The organism is Endozoicomonas sp. 2B-B (assembly GCF_053470045.1).
Window position 1 is genome coordinate 563,029 of the sequence record NZ_JBLZMU010000001.1, and the last position, 17,887, is coordinate 580,915.

The 17,887-nt window shown below is 49.1% G+C and carries 9 protein-coding genes; all 9 read left to right on the forward strand.

The genetic code is table 11. From position 1 onward, the window contains the following. Positions 1-295: 295 nt before the first annotated feature. The 9 genes from ACOMHB_RS02330 (at position 296) to ACOMHB_RS02370 (ending at position 17,861) form a co-directional block, all read left to right on the forward strand. Positions 296-2,080 carry a C2H2-type zinc finger protein gene (locus ACOMHB_RS02330; RefSeq protein WP_448215337.1) on the forward strand — a complete coding sequence of 595 codons (1,785 nt, stop codon included), beginning with the start codon at positions 296-298 and terminating at the stop codon, positions 2,078-2,080. 289 nt (positions 2,081-2,369) lie between these two features. Further along, positions 2,370-3,665 carry a C2H2-type zinc finger protein gene (locus ACOMHB_RS02335; protein ID WP_448215338.1) on the forward strand — a complete coding sequence of 432 codons (1,296 nt, stop codon included), beginning with the start codon at positions 2,370-2,372 and terminating at the stop codon, positions 3,663-3,665. Positions 3,666-3,990: 325 nt separating this feature from the next. Then, positions 3,991-5,361 (forward strand): C2H2-type zinc finger protein, encoded by a 1,371-nt coding sequence (locus ACOMHB_RS02340; RefSeq protein WP_448215339.1) that lies wholly within the window; start codon positions 3,991-3,993, stop codon positions 5,359-5,361. Positions 5,362-6,112: 751 nt separating this feature from the next. Next, positions 6,113-7,732, forward strand: coding sequence for a C2H2-type zinc finger protein (locus tag ACOMHB_RS02345; RefSeq protein WP_448215340.1), 1,620 nt, complete (start codon positions 6,113-6,115; stop codon positions 7,730-7,732). Positions 7,733-8,121: 389 nt separating this feature from the next. Further along, a complete protein-coding gene (locus ACOMHB_RS02350) occupies positions 8,122-9,660 on the forward strand; it encodes a C2H2-type zinc finger protein (RefSeq protein WP_448215341.1) in 1,539 nt (512 codons plus the stop codon). A gap of 392 nt (positions 9,661-10,052) precedes the next feature. Next, entirely contained in the window at positions 10,053-11,504 is a 1,452-nt protein-coding gene (locus tag ACOMHB_RS02355) for a C2H2-type zinc finger protein (protein ID WP_448215342.1), read from the forward strand. Positions 11,505-11,895: 391 nt separating this feature from the next. Continuing rightward, positions 11,896-13,275, forward strand: a complete 1,380-nt coding sequence (locus ACOMHB_RS02360; protein WP_448215343.1) for a C2H2-type zinc finger protein — start codon at positions 11,896-11,898, stop codon at positions 13,273-13,275. 373 nt (positions 13,276-13,648) lie between these two features. Further along, complete coding sequence (locus ACOMHB_RS02365) at positions 13,649-15,766, forward strand: C2H2-type zinc finger protein (protein ID WP_448215344.1); 2,118 nt, start codon at positions 13,649-13,651, stop codon at positions 15,764-15,766. A 391-nt stretch (positions 15,767-16,157) separates the two neighbouring features. After that, complete coding sequence (locus tag ACOMHB_RS02370) at positions 16,158-17,861, forward strand: C2H2-type zinc finger protein (protein WP_448215345.1); 1,704 nt, start codon at positions 16,158-16,160, stop codon at positions 17,859-17,861. Positions 17,862-17,887 lie beyond the last annotated feature (26 nt).

Here is a 17,887-nt window from a genome sequence, read left to right on the forward strand (position 1 = left end):
AGCACTGCACACGTTTGCGCATGATCTGAAGTGCAATGCTCACTTCCATCTGTCTATCACCTGCGGGGGTATCGTCTATCCTCACTGCTCCTATCCCGGGAAAACAAAGGATAGAGCCATTAACAGTCTACTCTCGCACGTATTGGTCTTTTTGCCTTTCGTCTGCCCGGTTGAGCCGCAGACTTATGGTTTTATCGTTGAGGTTGGTCAGAATGGGGCTTCGACAAGCCAGAGTTTGTCTATAAAAACTGAGCCGGGCCTATTAACTGCAATGCCAATGACTGATTGGAGGCTGATGCAAAACGAACCATCACACATGATCATCACTTTGATGTACGGAACGGGCGGTGGTAACTATTCACGGATAACAGAGTCAGAGGATCATGGTCAGTCGCTCAATAGACATTCAGAAAAATCACATTATTTATACGACAACGACAACAATGATGAAAATTCGGGTCAGCCCACCGACTCCCGACATAGCCTTGACAAAAATTGCCATGAACAGCCCTGTTGTAATCAACAAGGAGTCTGTATCCTCGCTCCTTCCACAAGTACCCGGTGTCGTTCAACCTCAGATGACTCTTTCGCTTGCGATGTCTATTGGCAAACAGGCGACCGGGAATCTGGCCCGGTAAGCCATCCTGCTGAAGGTACAAAAGTTGTCTCAGAAGATGACAGCACAACCGGTGCATCATTAAAATTAAATCCACCACCTGCGAAAAAACAAAGGAAGGCAGGCTCCAACAAATACCGATGTCATCACCCCGGCTGTGAAAAATTACTTAGCTCTCAAAACTCATTGTACAATCACAAAAGTCAATATCACACCGGAGAACGAACCTGTCCTGAGTGCCAGAAGCCCCTGCCAAACGCTTATGCCCTGTCGGTTCACAAAAGAAAATATCACACCGGAGAGCAAACCTGCCCCGAGTGCCGGAAGAGCCTGGCAAACGCTCGAGCCCTGTCGGATCACAAAAGAAAATGCCATACCGGAGAGCAAACCTGCCCTGACTGCCAGAAGTCCGTGCCAAACGCGCAAGCCCTGTCGGTTCACAAAAGTCGATATCACACCGGAGAGCAAACCTGCCCTGAGTGCCAGACGACACTGCCACACGCGCAAGCCCTGTCGGATCACAAAAGAAAATGTCACACCGGAGAAAAAACCTGCCCTGAGTGCCAGACGACACTGCCACACGCGCAAGCCCTGTCGGATCACAAAAGAAAATGTCACACCGGAGAACAAACCTGCCCTGAGTGCCAGAAACCCCTGCCAAACGCGCAAGCCCTGTCGGCTCACAAAAGTCAATATCACAGTGGAGAGCAAACCTGCCCTGAGTGCCAGAAGACCCTGTCAAACGCTCAAGCCCTGTGGACTCACAAAAGAAAAGAACACACTGGAGAGCAACACTGCCCTGAGTGCCAGACGACCCTGCCAAACGCTCACGCCCTGTCGGATCACAAAAGTCATTATCACAGAGGAGAGCAAACCTGCCCTGAGTGCCAGAAAACCCTGCGAAACATTCATGCCCTGTCGAATCACAAAAGAAAAGAACACACCGGAGAGCAAACCTGCCCTGAGTGCCAGAAGATCCTACCAAGCGCTCAAGACCTGTCGAATCACAAAAGTAAATATCACAGCGGAGAGCAAACCTGCCCTGAGTGCCAGAAGACCCTGTCAAACGCTCTAGCCCTGTGGAATCACAAAAGAAAAGAACACAGCGGAGAGCAAACCTGCCCTGAGTGCCAGAAGACCCTGTCAAACGCTTTAGCCCTGTGGAATCACAAAAGAAAAGAACACACCGGAGAGCAAACCTGCCCTGAGTGCCAGAAGACCTTGGCAAACAGTCAGGCCCTGTCGGCTCACAAAAGCCAATATCACACCGGAGAACGAACCTGTCTCAACTGCCAGAAGCCCCTGCCAAACGCTCTAGCCCTTTCGAATCACAAAAGGCAATATCACACCGGTGAGCAAACCTGCCCTGAGTGCCAGAAGCCCCTGCCAAACGCCCTAGCCCTGTCGAATCACAAAAGGAAACACCGGAAACGAAAGCTTGGTGAAGCAAAGTCAAGTGATTGATTTTATTGCGCTGAAGATTTAAGTCTTTAGAGCTTGCCAATATTGAAAACCTTCCAAACTTTCTATCGTCTATCCTCACTGCTCCTATCTCTGGAAAACAAAGGATAGAACCATTAAAAGTCTACTCTCGCACATATTGCTCTTTGTGCCTTTCGTCTGCCCGTTTGAGCCTCAGACTTGCCGTTTTATCGTTGAGGTTAATCAGAATGGAGCTTCGATAAGCCAGAGTTTTTCTATAAAAACTGAGCCGGGCATATTAACTGTAATGCCAATGACCGACTGGAGGCTGATGCAAAACGAAGCATCACACATGACCAGCACAAACGGATATTCAGGGTCAGGCATGCTACCCGATGGCAAATCCTGTCGGCGAAACAAACTTCAGATCATCACTTTGATGTATGGAACGGGCGGCGGTAACTATTCCCAGACAACAGCGTCAGAGGATCATGGTCAGTCATTCAATAGACATTCAGAAAAATCGCATTATCTCTACGACAACGACCATAATGATGAAAGTTCGGGCCGACCCACTGACTCCCGACATAGCCTTGACAAAAATTGCCATGAACAGCCCTGTTGTAATCAACAAAGAGTCTGTATCTTCGCTCCTTCCACAAGTACCCGGTGTCCTTCAGCCTCAGATGACTCTTTCGCTTACACAACAGATGTCTATTTGCAAACAGGCGGTCAGGAATCTGGCCCGGTACACCATCCTGCTGAAAGTTCGACAGTTATCTCAGAAGCTGAAAGCACAACCGGTTCATCATTAAAATTAAATCCACCTCCTGTGAAAAAACAAAAGAAGGCAGGCACCAAAAAATACCGATGTGATCACCTCGGCTGTGAAAAATCACTTAGCTCTCAAACCTCGTTTTACAATCACAAAAGTCAATATCACACCGGAGAACGAACCTGTCTCAAGTGCCAGAAGCCCCTGCCAAACGCTCATGCTCTGGCAGTTCACAAAAGAAAAGATCACTCCGGAGCGCAAACCTGCCCCGAGTGCCAGAAAACTTTGCCAAACAAAAAGGCCCTGTCGACTCACAAAACTCAATATCACACCGGAGAGAAAACCTGCCCTGATTGCGAGAAGACCGTGCCAAACGCGCAAGTCCTGTGGGATCACAAAAGAAAATATCACACCGGAGAACAAACCTGCCCTGAGTGCCAGAAGATCCTGCCGGACGCACAAGCCCTGTCGACTCACAAAAGAAAAGATCACACCGGAGAGCAAACCTGTCTTGAGTGCCAGAGGACCTTTGCAAACCTTCAAGCCCTGTCGGCTCACAAAAGTCAATATCACAGCGGAGAGCAAACCTGCCCTAAGTGCCAGAAGACCCTGTCAAACGCTCAAGCCCTGTGGATTCACAAAAGAAAAGAACACACCGGAGAGCAAACCTGCCCTGAGTGCCAGAAGACCCTACCAAACGCTCAAACGCTCTCTGTTCACAAAAGTCAATATCACACCGGAGAAAGAACCTGTCCTGAGTGCCAAAAGACCTTTCTAAACGCCCAAGCCCTGTCGAATCACAAAAGGCAACACCGTAAACGAAAGCTTGATGATGCAAAGTCAAGTGATTGATTTCTGCTTGTCACAGGCCGAGGAGGGAAAGGCACTGCACAGTTTGAGGTATGATCTGAAGTGCAATGCTCACGTCTATCTGTCTATCACCTGCGGGGGTATCGTCTATCCTCACTGCTCCTATCCCCGGAAAACAAAGGATAGAGTCATTAAAAGTCTACTATCGCATGTATTGGTCTTTTTGCCTTTCGTCTGCCCGGTTGAGCCGCAGACTTGTGGTTTTATCGTAGAGGTTGATCAGAATGGGGCTTTGACAGGCCAGAGTTTTTCTATAAAAACTGAGCCGGGCCTATTAACTGCAACGCCAATGACTGATGGGAGGCTGATGCAAAACGAACCATCACATATGGTCAGCACAAAAGGATATTCAGGGTCAAGCATGCTACCCGATGACAAACCCTCCAGGAGAAACAAACTTCAGATCATCACTTTGATATACGGAACGGGCGGCGGTAACTATTCCCGGACAACAGAGTCAGAGGATCATGGTCAGTCATTCAATAGACATAGAGAAAAATCACATTATTTATACGACAACGACCATAATGATGAAAATTCGGGTCGGCCCACTGACTCACGACATAGCTTTGACAAGAATTGCCATGAACAGCCCTGTTGTAATCAACAGAGAGTCTGTATCTACGCTCCTTCCAAAAGTACCCGGTGTCGTTCAACCTCAGATGACTCTTTCGCTTGCGATGTCTATTTGCAAACAGGCGATCAGGAATCTGGCCCGATAAGCCATCCTGCTGAAGGTTCTATAGTTGTCTCAGGAGCTGACAGCACAACCGGTGCGTCATTAAAACTAAATCCACCACCTGCGAAAAAACAAAAGAAGGCAGGCTTCAAAAAATACCTATGTGATCAACCCGGCTGTGAAAAATCACTTGGCTCTCAAGCCTCATTGAACACTCACAAAAGGCAATATCACACTGGAAAGCAAAGCTGCCCTCGGTGCCAGAAAATCCTGCGAAACGCGAAAGTGCTGTCGGTTCACAAAAGAAAAGAACATACTGGAGAGCAAAACTGCCCTGAGTGCCAGAAGACCCTGCCAAACGCTCAAGCCCTGTCGGATCATAAAAGAAATTATCACACGGTAGAGCGAACCTGCCCTGAGTGTCAGAAGACCCTGCCAAGCGCTCAAGCCCTGTCGGCTCACAAAAGAAAAGAACACACCGGAGAGCAAACTTGCCCTGAGTGCCATAAGACCCTGCCAAACGGTCCAGCCCTTTCGGATCACAAAAGAAAAGATCACAGCGGAGAGAAAACCTGCCCTGAGTGCCAGAAGACCTTGCCAAACGCAAAAGCCCTGTCAGTTCACAAAAGTCGATATCACACGGGAGAGCAAACCTGTCCTGAGTGCCAGAAGACCTTTGCAAACCTTCAGGCCCTGTCAGTTCACAAAAGAAAAGATCACACCGGAGAGCAAACCTGCTCTGAGTGCCAGAAGCCCCTGCCAAACGCTCAAGCCCTGTCAGCTCACAAAAGTCAATATCACACCGGAGAGCGAACCTGCCCTGAGTGCCAGAACATCCTGCGAAATGCGAAAGCGCTGTCGGTTCACAAAAGGAAAGAACACACCGGAGAGCAAACCTGCCCTGAGTGCCAGAAGCACCTGCCAAACGTCCAAGCCCTGTCGAATCACAAAAGACAACACCGAAAACGAAAACTTGATGATGCAAAGTCAAGTGAATGATTTCGACTTGTCACAGGCTCAGGACGCAAGGGCACTGAGCACGTTTGAGCATGATCTTAAGTGCAATGTTCACGTCCATCGCGGGTTGACTGATAACAAAAAGACATGGGAAGAAATTTTCTTCACCAAGCAGTACTTAAACCTTATTTTTTGACATCCTCCCCGCCGTGAACGACGGGGATTCCTACTGCTAGACGGTCATGCCCGACCGCAGTGTATACCTTACCCAGTAGCGGCATACACCTTATTCGATAATCTGCTCTACCTTTCGGATTGTCTAGGCGACCCCGTTAACAAACACGGGCAGAAAGCGGAAGGTATTTTACTTTTCCTGTCAGGTAGCGTAACCGCAAAAAACACCTGACGGATAGCAAAGTAGCACAAGGGGCTTGCTTTGCAAGCCGAGCTTACATCCCCGTCCTCAAAGTACGGGGTTTTAAGCTAATTCGATAAGCCAGTTGGTTATCTATCTACGCTTTGTAACTCCTATAGAGCTTGCAAGCACTGAAAAACTGCCAAACTTCTTCTCGTCTATCCTCACTGCTCCTATCCATAGAAATCAGAGGATAGAACCATTAAAAGTCTACTCTCGCCCGTATTGCTCTTTGTACCTTTCGTCTGCCTGTTTGAGTCGCAGACTTACCGTTTAGTCGTTGAGGTTAATCAGAATGGGGCTTCGACAGGCCAGAGTTTTTCTATAAAAACTGAGCCGGGCCTATTAACTGCAATGCCAATGATTGATGGGAGGCTGATGCAAAACGAACCATCACACATGATCAGTACAAACGGATATTCGGGGCCGGGCATGCTACCGGATGACAAACCCTCAAGGCGAAACAAACTTCAGATCATCACTTTGATGTACGGAACAGGCGGCGGTAACTATTCGCGGAAAACGGGGTCAGAGGATCATGGTCAGTCAGTCAATAGACATTCAGAAAAATCGCACTATCTATACGATAACAACCATAATGATGAAAGTTCGGGCCGACCCACAGACTCCCGACATAGCTTTGACAAAAATTGCCATGAGCAGCCTTGTTGTAATCAACAAAGAGTCTGTATCTTCGCTCCTTCAACAAGTACCCGATGTCGTTTAAACTCAGATGACTCTTTCGCTTGCACAACAGATGTCTATTTGCAAACAGGCGATCAGGAATCTGGCCCGGTGAGCCATCCTGCTGAAGGTCCGACAGTTGTCTCAGGAGCTGAAAGCACAATCGATTCATCATTAAAATTTAATCCACCATCTGCGAAGAAACAAAGGAAGGCGGGTGCCAAAAAATACCTATGTGATCAACCCGGCTGTGAAAAATCACTTGGTTCTCAAGCCTCATTGAACACTCACAAAAGGCAATATCACACTGGAAAGCAAAGCTGCCCTTCGTGCCAGAAGTCTCTACCAAGCGCACAAGCCCTGTCGGCTCACAAAAGAAAAGATCACACCGGAGTGCAAATCTGTCCAGAGTGCCATAAGACCTTGCCAAACGCTCAAACCCTGTCTGTTCACAAAAGTCTGTATCACACCGGAGAGAAAACCTGTCCTGAGTGCCAAAAACCCCTGCCAAACGCTCATGCCCTGGCGGTTCACAAAAGAAAAGATCACGCCGGAGAGCAAACCTGCCGTGAGTGCCAGAAGACCCTGTCAAATGCGAATGCCCTGTCGGTTCACAAAAGTCAATATCACACCGGAGAGCAAACCTGCTCTGAGTGCCAGAAGACCTTGCCAAACGCAAAAGCCCTTTCGGCTCACAGAAGAAAAGATCACACCGGAGAGCAAACCTGCCCTGAGTGCCAGAAGCCCCTGCCAAACCCTCAAGCCCTGGCGAATCACAAAAGAAAAGATCACACCGGAAAGCAAACCTGCCCTGAGTGCCTGGAGACTCTGCCAAACGCTCAAGCCCTTGTGATTCACAAAAGAAATGCTCACACCGGAAAGCAAACCTGCCCTGAGTGCCAGAAGACCTTGGCAAACGTTCAAGCCCTGTGGGTTCACAAAAGAAAAGATCACACCGGAAAGCAAACCTGCCCTGAGTGCCAGAAAACCCTGCCACACGTTCAAGCCCTGTCGGTTCACAAAAGCCAATATCACACCGGAGAGAAAACCTGCCCTGAGTGCCAGACGACCCTGCCATATGCTCAAGCCCTGTCGGTTCACAAAAGTCAATATCACACCGGAGAGAAAACCTGCCCTGAGTGCCAGAAGACCCTGCCACACGTTCAAGCCCTGTCGGTTCACAAGAGCCAATATCACACCGGAGAGAAAACCTGCCCAGAGTGCCAGACGACAGTGCCACACGCTCAAGCCCTATCGAATCACAGAAGGCAACACCGGAAACGAAAGCTTGATGATGCAAAGCCAAGTGATTGATTTCTGCTTGTTTCAGGGTCAGGAGGTAAAGGCACTGCAAACGTTTGGGCATGATTTGAAGTGCAATACTCACGTCTATCGTCTATCACCAGCGGCGGTTAACCGATGACAAAAAGACAGGAAGGCAATAGAGCTTGCCAACATTGAAAAGCTTCCAAACTTCCTATCGTCTATCCTCACTGCTCCTATCCCCGGAAAAAAAGGATAGAAACATTAAAAGTCTACTCTCATACGTATTGGTCTTTTTGCCTTTCGTCTGCCCGGTTGATCCACAGACTTATGGTTTTATCGTTGAGGTTGATCAGAATGAGGCTTCGACAAGCCAGAGTTTTTCTATAGAAACTGAGCCGGGCCTATTAACTGCAATGCCAATGACTGATGGGAGGCTGATGCAAAACGAACCATCACTCATGATCAGCACAAACGGATATTCGGGGTCAGGTATGCTACCCGATGACAAACCCTGTCGGCGAAACAAACTTCAGATCATCACTTTGATGTACGGAACGGGCGGCGGTAACTATTCCCGGAAAACGGGGCCAGAGGATCATGGTCAGTCATCCAATAGACATTCAGAAAAACCGCATTATCTATACGACAACGACCATAATGATGAAAATTCGGGTCGGCCCACCGACTCCCGGCATAGCCTTGACAAAAATTGCCATGAACAGCCCTGTTGTAATCAACAAGGAGTCTGTATCTTCGCTCCTTCCACAATTACCCGATGTCGTTCAGCCTCAGATGACTCTTTCACTTGCACAACAGATGTCTATTTGCGAACAGGCGATCAGGAATCTGGCCCGGTAAGCCATCCTGCTGAAGGTCTGACAGTTGTCTCAGGAGCTGACAGCATAACCGGTTCATTATTAAAATTAAATCCACCACCTGCGAAAAAACAAAGGAAGGCAGGCTCCAAAAAATACCGATGTGATTACCCCGGCTGTGAAAAATCACTTGGCTCTCGAACCTCGTTGTACAATCACAAAAGTCAATATCACACCGGAAAACGAACCTGTCCAGAGTGCCAGAAACCCCTGCCAAACGCTCAAGCCCTGGTGGTCCACAAAAGAAAAGATCACACCGGAGAGCAAACCTGCCCTGAGTGCCAGAAGACCTTTGCAAACATTCAATCCCTGTTGACTCACAAAAGTCAATATCACACCGGAGAGAAAACCTGTCCTGAGTGCCAGAAGCCCCAGCGAAACGCTCAAGCGCTGGCGTTTCACAAAAGAAAAGATCACACCGGAGAGAAAACCTGCCCTGTGTGCCAGAAGACCCTGCCAAATGCGAATGCCCTGTCGGCTCACAAAAGTCGATATCACACTGGCGAGCAAACCTGCCCTGAGTGCCAGACGAGCCTGCTACACGCTCAAGCCCTGTCGGATCACAAAAGTCGATATCACACCGGAGAACAAACCTGCCCTGAGTGCCAGGCGACCCTGGCACACGCTCATGCTCTGTCGGTTCACAAAAGTCAATATCACACAGGAGAGAAAACCTGCCCTGAGTGCCAGACGACCCTGGCACACGCTCAAGCCCTGTCGGCTCACAAAAGAAAAGATCACAGCGGGGGGCAAACCTGCCCTGAGTGCCAGATGACCCTGGCACACGCTCATGCCCTGTCGGTTCACAAAAGTCAATATCACACCGGAGAGAAAACCTGCCCTGAGTGCCTGAAGACCCTGCCACACGCTCAAGCCCTGTCGGCTCACAAAAGAAAAGATCACAGCGGGGGGCAAACCTGCCCTGAGTGCCAGACGACCCTGGCACACGCTCATGCCCTGTCGGTTCACAAAAGTCAATATCACACCGGAGAGAAAACCTGCCCTGAGTGCCTGAAGACCCTGCCACACGCTCAAGCCCTATTGAATCACAGAAGGCTACACCGGAAACGAAAGCTTGATGGTACAGAGTCAAGTGATTGATTTCTGCTTGTCACAGTCTCAGGAGGGAAGAGCACTGCACACGTTTGGGCATGATCTGAAGTACAATGCTCAGGTCTATCTGTCTATCAGCAGCGGCGGTTAACCGACGACATAAAGACATGAAAGGCAATAGAGCTTGCCAACATTGAAAAACTCCCAAACTTCCTATCGTCTATCCTCACTGCTCCTATCCCCGGTAAAAAAAGGATAGAACCATTAAAAGTCTCCTCTCGCATGTATTGGTCTTTTTGCCTTTCGTCTGCCCGGGTGAGCCACAGACTTATCGCTTTATCGTTGAGGTTGATCAGAATGAGGCTTTGACAAGCCAGAGTTTTTCTATAAAAACTGAGCCGGGCCTATTAACTGCAATGCCAATAACTGATGGAAGGCTGATGCAAAACGAACCATCACACATGATCAGCACAAACGGATATTCGGGGTTAGGCATGCTACCCGATGACAAGCCTTCCAGGCGAAATAAACTTCAGATCATCACTTTGATGTACGGAACGGGCAGCGGTAACTATTCCGGGACAACAGGGTCAGAGGATCATGGTCAGTCATTCAATAGACATTCAGAAAAATTACATTATTTATACGACAACGACCATAATGATGAAAATTCGGGTCAGCCCACTGACTCCCGACATAGCTTTGACAAAAATTGTCATGAACAGCCCTGTTGTAATCAACAAGGAGTCTGTATCTTCGCTCCTTCCACGATTACCCGGTGTCGTTCAACCTCAGATGACTCTTTCGCTTGCGATGTCTATTTGCAAAAAGGCGATCAGGAATCCGGTCCGGTCAGCCATCTTGCTGAAGGTCCGACAGTTGTCTCAGGAGCTGACAGCACCACCGGTGCGTCATTAAAATTAAATCCACCACCTGCGAAAAAACAAAGGGAGGCAGACTCCAAAAAATACCGATGTGAGCGCCCCGGCTGTGAAAAATCACTTGGCTCTCAAACCTCATTGTACAATCACAAAAGTCAATATCACACCGGAGAACGAACCTGTCCTGAGTGCCAGAAGCCCCTGCCAAACGCTTATGCCCTGAGGGCTCACAAAAGAAAAGATCACACCGGAGAGCAAACCTGCCCTGAGTGCCAGAAGACCCTGCCAAACGCTCAAGCCCTGTCGAATCACAAAAGTCAATATCACACCGGAGAGAAAACCTGCACTGAATGCCAGAGGCCTCTGCCAAACGCTCAAGCCCTGTGGGTTCACAAAAAAAAAGATCACACCGGAAAGCAAACCTGCCCTGAATGCCTGGAGACTCTGCCAAACGCTCAAGCCCTGTGGGTTCACAAAAGAAAAGATCACACCGGAAAGCAAACCTGCCCTGGGTGCCAGAAGACCCTGCCAAACGCTCAAGCCCTATCGGTTCACAGAAGTCTATATCACACCGGAGAACAAACCTGCCTTGACTGCCAGAAGACCCTGCCAAACGCGAAAGTTCTGTCGGCTCACAAAAGAAAAGAACACATCGGAGGGCAAACTTGCCCTGAGTGCCAGAGGCTCCTGCCAGACCCTCAAGCTCTGTCGGAGCACAAAAGAAAAGAACACACCGGAGAGCAAACTTGCCCTGAGTGCCAGAAGACCCTGTCAAATGCCAATTCCCTGTCGGTTCACAAAAGTCAATATCACACCGGAGAACAAACCTGCCTTGAGTGTCAGAAGACTCTGCCAAACGCGAAAGCCCTTTCGGGTCACAGGAGAAAAGATCACACTGGAGAGCAAACCTGCCCTGAGTGCCAGAAGACCCTGCCAAACGCTCTAGCCCTGTCGAATCACAAAAGGCAACACCGGAAACGAAAGCTTGATGGAGCAAAGTCAAGTGATTGATTTCTGCTTGTCACAGTCTCAGGAGGGAAGGGCACTGCACACGTTTGGGTATGATCTGAAGTGCAATGCGCAGGTCTACCTGTCTATCACCAGCGGTGGTTAACCAACGACAAAAAGACATGGAAGGCACTAGAGCTTGCCAACATTGAAAAGCTCCCAAACTTCTATCGTCTATCCTCACTGCTCCTATCCCCGGAAAAAAAAGGATAGAACCATTAACAGTCTACTCTCGCACGTATTGGTCTTTTTGCCTTTCGTCTGCCCGGTTGTGCCACAGACTTATCGTTTTATCGTTGAGGTTGATCAGAATCAGGCTTCGACAAGCCAGAGTTTTTCTATAAAAACTGAGCCAGGCCTATTCACTGCAATGCCAATGGCTGATGAGAGGCTGATGCAAAACGAACCATCACACATGATCATCACTTTGATGAAAGGAACGGGCGGGGGTAACTACTCCCGGACAACAGAGTCAGAGGATCATGGTCAGTCATTCAATAGACATTCAGAAAAATCACACTATTTATACGACAACGACAATAATGATGAAAATTCGGGTCGGCCCACTGACTCCCGACATAGCTTTGACAAGAATTGCCATGAACAGCCCTGTTGTAATCAACAGAGAGTCTGTATCTATGCTCCTTCCAAAAGTACCCGGTGTCGTTCAACCTCAGATGACTCTTTCGCTTGCGGTGTCTATTTGCAAACAGGCGATCAGGAATCTGGCCCGGTAAGCCATCCTGCTGAAGCACCGATAGTTGTCTCAGGAGCTGACAGCACAACCGGTGCGTCATTAAAATTAAAACCACCACCTGCGAAAAAACAAAAGAAGGCAGGCTTCAAACAATACCGATGTGATCACCCCGGCTGTGAAAAATCATTTAGCTCTCAAGCCTCGTTGAACAATCACAAAAGTCAATATCACACCGGAGAACGAACCTGCCCTGATTGCCAGAAGCCCCTGCCAAACGCTTATGCCCTGACGGTTCACAAAAGAAAAGATCACAGCGGAGAGCAAACCTGCCCTGAGTGCCAGAAGCCCCTGCCAAACGCTCAAGCCCTGTCGGCTCACATGAGTCAATATCACACCGGAGAGAAAACCTGCCCTGAATGCCAGAAGACCCTGCCAAGCGCTCAAGCTCTGTCAACTCACAAAAGAAAAGAACACACCGGAGAACAAACCTGCCCTGAGTGCCAGGAGACCCTGCCAAACACTCTAGCCCTGTCGAATCACAAAAGAAAAGAACACACCGGAGAGAAAACCTGCCCTGAGTGCCAGAAGACCCTGGCAAGCGCTCAAGCCCTGTCGAATCATAGAAGAAAAGATCACACCGGGGAGCAAACCTGCCCTAGGTGCCAGAAGACCCTGCCAAACGCTCAGGCTCTGTCGTCTCACAAGAGTCAATATCACACCGGAGAGCAAACTTGCCCTGAGTGCCAGAAAACCCTGGCAAGCGCTCAAGCCCTGTCGAATCACAAAAGAAAAGAACATACCGGAGAGCAAACCTGCCCTGAGTGCCAGAAGACCCTGGCAAGCGCTCAAGCCCTGTGGGTTCACAAAAATCAATATCACACCGGGGTGCAAACTTGTCCCGAGTGCCAGAAGTCTCTGCCAAGCGCTCAAGCCCTGTCGGGCCACAAAAGTCAATTTCACAGAGGAGAGCAAACCTGCCTTGAGTGCCAAAAAATCCTGCCAAACCCCGGCGCTCTGTCAAATCACAAAAGACAACACCGGAAGCGAAAGCTTGAAGATGCAAAGTCAAGTGATTGATTTCTGCTTGTCTCAGGGCCAGGAGGGAAAGGAACTGCACACGTTTGAGTATGATCTGAAGTGCAATGCTCACGTCTATCTGTCTATCACCTGCGGGGCTTAAACGATGACAAAAAGACATGGAGGGCAATAGAGCTTGCCAAGATTGAAAAGCTCCCAAACTTCTATCGTCTATCCTCACTGCTCCTATCCCCGGAAAACAAAGGATAGAACCATTAACAGTCTACTCTCATACGTGTTGGTCTTTTTGCCTTTCGTCTGCCCGGTTGTGTCACAGACTTATCGTTTTATCATTGAGGTTGATCAGAATCAGGCTTTGACAAACCAGAGTTTTTCTATAAAAACTGAGCCGGGCCTATTAACTGCAATGCCAATGACTGATGGGAGGCTGATACAAAACGAACCATCACACATGGTCAGCACAAACGGATATTCTGGGTCAGGTATGCTACCCGATGTCAAACCTTGTCGGCGAAACAAACTTCAGATCATCACTTTGATGTACGGAACGGGCGGCACTGACTATACCCGAACAACAGAGTCAGAGGATCATGATCGGTCATTCAATAGACATTCAGAAAAATCAAATTATTTATACGACAATGACCATAATGATGAAAATTCAGGTTGGCCCAACGAATCCCGACATAGCCTTGACAAAAATTGCCATGAACAGCCCTGTTGTAATCAACAAAGAGTCTGTATCTTCGCTCCTTCCACAAGTACCCGGTGTCGTTCAGCCTCAGATGACTCTTTCACTTGCAATGTCTATTTGCAAACAGGCGATCAGGAATCTGGCTCGGAAAGCCATTCTGCTGAAAGTTTGACAGTCGTCTCAGGAGCTAACAGCACAACCGGTGCGTCATTAAAATTAAATCCACCACCTGCGAAAAAACAAAGGAAAGCAGGCCCCAAAAAATACCGATGTGATTACCCAGGCTGTGAAAAATCACTTGGCTCTAAAACCTCGTTCCACAATCACAAAAGTCAATATCACACCGGAGAACGAACCTGTCCTGAGTGCCAGAAGACCCTGCCAAACGCTCAAGCCCTGTCGGTTCACAAAAGAAAAGATCACACCGGAGAGCAAACCTGTCCTGAGTGCCAGAAGACCCTGCCAAACGCTCAGGCCCTGTCGGTTCACAAAAGAAAAGATCACACCGGAGAGAAAACCTGTCCTGAGTGCCAGAAGACCCTGCCAAACGCTCAGGTCCTGTCGTTTCACAAAAGAAAGGAACACACCGGAAGGCAAACCTGCCCTGAATGCCAGAAGACCCTGTCAAACTTGACAGCCCTGTCGACTCACAAAAGTCGATATCACAGCGGAGAGCAAACCTGCCCTGAGTGCCAGAAGCTCCTGCCAAACGCTCAAGCCCTGTCGGATCACAAAAGTCGATATCACAGCGCAGAGCAAACCTGCCCTGAGTGCCAGAAGCCCTTGCCAAACGTGAAAGCCCTGATGGTTCACAAAAGAAAAGAACACAGCGCAGAGCAAACCTGTCCTGAGTGCCAGAAGACCTTGGCAAACAGTCAGGCCCTGTCGGCTCACAAAAGTCGATATCACACCGGAGAGAAAACCTGCCCTGAATGCCAGAAGACCCTGCCAAACACTCAAGCCCTGTGGGATCATAAAAGAAAATACCACACCGGAGAACAAACCTGCTCTGAGTGCCAGAAGCCCCTGCCAAACGCTCAAGCTCTGTTGATTCACAGAAGAAAAGATCACAGCGGAGAGCAAACTTGCCCTGAGTGCCAGGAAACCCTGCCAAACACTCTAGCCCTGTCGAATCACAAAAGAAAAGAACACACCGGAGAGCAAACCTGCCCTGAGTGCCAGAAAACCCTGGCAAGCGCTCAAGCCCTGTCGACTCACAAAAGCCGATATCACAGCGGAGAGCAAACCTGCCCTGAATGCCAGACGACCCTGCCGCACGCCTATGCCCTGTCGACTCACAAAAGCCGATATCACAGCGGAGAGCAAACCTGCCCTGAGTGCCAGAAGACCCTGCCAAACGCTCAGGCCCTGTTGGTACACAAAAGAAAAGATCACACCAGAGGGCAAACTTGCTTTGAGTGCCAGAAGCTCCTGCGAAACCATCAAGCTCTGTCGGAGCACAAAAGTCGATATCACAGTGGAGAGCAAACCTGCCCTGAGTGCCAGAAGACCCTGCCACACGCCCAAGCCCTGTCGGTTCACAAAAGTCAATATCACAGCGGAGAGCAAACCTGCCCTGAGTGCCAGAAGCCCCTGCCACACGCTCGAGCCCTGTCGGTTCACAAAAGTCAATATCACAGCGGAGAGCAAACCTGCCCTGAGTGCCAGAAGACTCTGCCGAACGCTCAACTCCTGTCGACTCACAAAAGAAAAGAACACACCAGGGAGCAAACCTGCTCTGATTGCCAGAAGATCCTGCCAAACGTTCAAGCTCTGGTAAATCACAAAAGACAACACCGGAAACGAAAGCTTGAAGATGCAAAGTCAAGTGATTGATTTCTGCTTGTCACAGGCTCAGGAGGGAAGGGCACTGCACACGTTTGGGTATGATCTGAAGTGCAATGCGCAGGTCTATCTGTCTATCACCAGAGGCGGTTAACCGATGACAAAAAGACATGGAAGGCAATAGAGCTTGCCAACATTGAAAAACTCCCAAACTTCCTATCGTCTATCCTCACTGCTCCTATCCCCTGAAAAAAAGGATAGAACCATTAAAAGTCTACTCTCGCACGTATTGGTCTTTTTGCCTTTCGTCTGCCCGGTTGAGCCACAGACTTATGGTTTTATCGTTGAGGTTGATCAGAATGAGGCTTCAACAAGCCAGAGTTTTTCTATAAAAACTGAGCCGGGCCTATTATCTGCATTGCCAATGACTGATGGAACGCTGATGCAAAACGAACCATCACACATGATCATCACTTTGATGTACGGAACGGGCGGCAATAACTATTCCCGGGTAACAGAGTCAGAGGATCATGGTCAGTCATTCAATAGACATTCAGAAAAATCACATTATTTATACGACAACGACCATAATGATGAAAATTCGGGTCGGCCCACTGACTCCCGACATAGCTTTGACAAGAATTGCCATGAACAGCCCTGTTGTAATCAACAGAGAGTCTGTATCTACGCTCCTTCAAAAAGTACCCGGTGTCGTTCAACCACAGATGACTCTTTCGCTTGCGATGTCTATTTGCAAGCAGGCGATCAGGAATCTGGCCCGGTAAGCCATCCTGCTGAAGCACCGACAGTTGTCTCAGAAGCTTACAGCACAACCGGTGCGTCATTAAAATTAAAACCACCACCTGCGAAAAAACAAAGGAACGCAGGCTCCAAAAAATACCGATGTGATCACCCCGGCTGTGAAAAATCACTTAGCTCTCAAAACTCGTTGTGCAATCACAAAAGTCAATATCACACCGGAGAACGAACCTGCACTGATTGCCAGAAGTCCCTGCCAAACGCTTATGCCCTGACGGTTCACAAAAGAAAAGATCACACCGGAGAGAAAACCTGCCCTGAGTGCCAGAAGACCCTGCCACACGCTCAAGCCCTGTCAAATCACAAAAGAAAAGAACACACCGGAGAGCAAACCTGCCCTGAGTGCCAGAAGACCCTGGCAAGCGCTCAAGCCCTGTCAAATCACAAAAGCCGATATCACAGCGGAGAGCAAACCTGCCCTGAGTGCCAGATGACCTTGGCACATGCTCGAGCCCTGTCGGTTCACAAAAGTCAATATCACACAGGAGAACAAACCTGCCTTGAGTGCCAGAAGACTCTGCCAAACGCGAAAGCCCTTTCGGCTCACAGAAGAAAAGATCACACCGGAGAGAAAGCCTGCCCTGAGTGCCAGAAGCACTTGCCAAACCCTCAAGCCCTGTCGAATCACAAAAGAAAAGAGCACACAGGAAAGCAAACCTGCCCTGAGTGCCAGAAGACTCTGCCAAACGCGAAAGCCCTGTCGAATCACAAAAGAAAAGCACACACTGGAGAGCAAACCTGCCCTGAATGCCAGGAGACCTTGCCAAGTAGTCTAGCCCTGTCGAATCACAAAAGAAAAGATCACACCGGAAAGCAAACCTGCCCTGAGTGCCAGAAGACCCTGCCAAACGCTCAAGCCCTGTCGGTTCACAAAAGTCAATATCACACCGGAGAACAAACTTGCCCTGAGTGCCAGAAGACTCTGCCAAACGCGAAAGCCCTTTCGGCTCACAGAAGAAAAGATCACACCGGAGAGCAAACCTGCCCTGATTGCCAGAAGCCCCTGCCAAACGTGAAAGTCCTGTTGGCTCACAAAAGAAAAGATCACAGCGGAGAGCAAACCTGCCTTGAGTGCCAGAAGACCCTGCCAAACGTTCAAGCTCTGTCGGAGCACAAAAGTCGATATCACAGAGGAGAGCAAACCTGCCATGAGTGTCAGAAGACCCTGCCACACCCTCAAGCCCTGTCGGTTCACAAAAGAAAAAAGCACAGCGCAGAGCAAACCTGCTTTGATTGCCAGAAGATCCTGCCAAACGTTCAAGCTCTGGTAAATCACAAAAGACAACACCGGAAACGAAAGCTTGAAGATGCAAAGTCAAGTGATTGATTTCTGCTTGTCACAGGCTCAGGAGG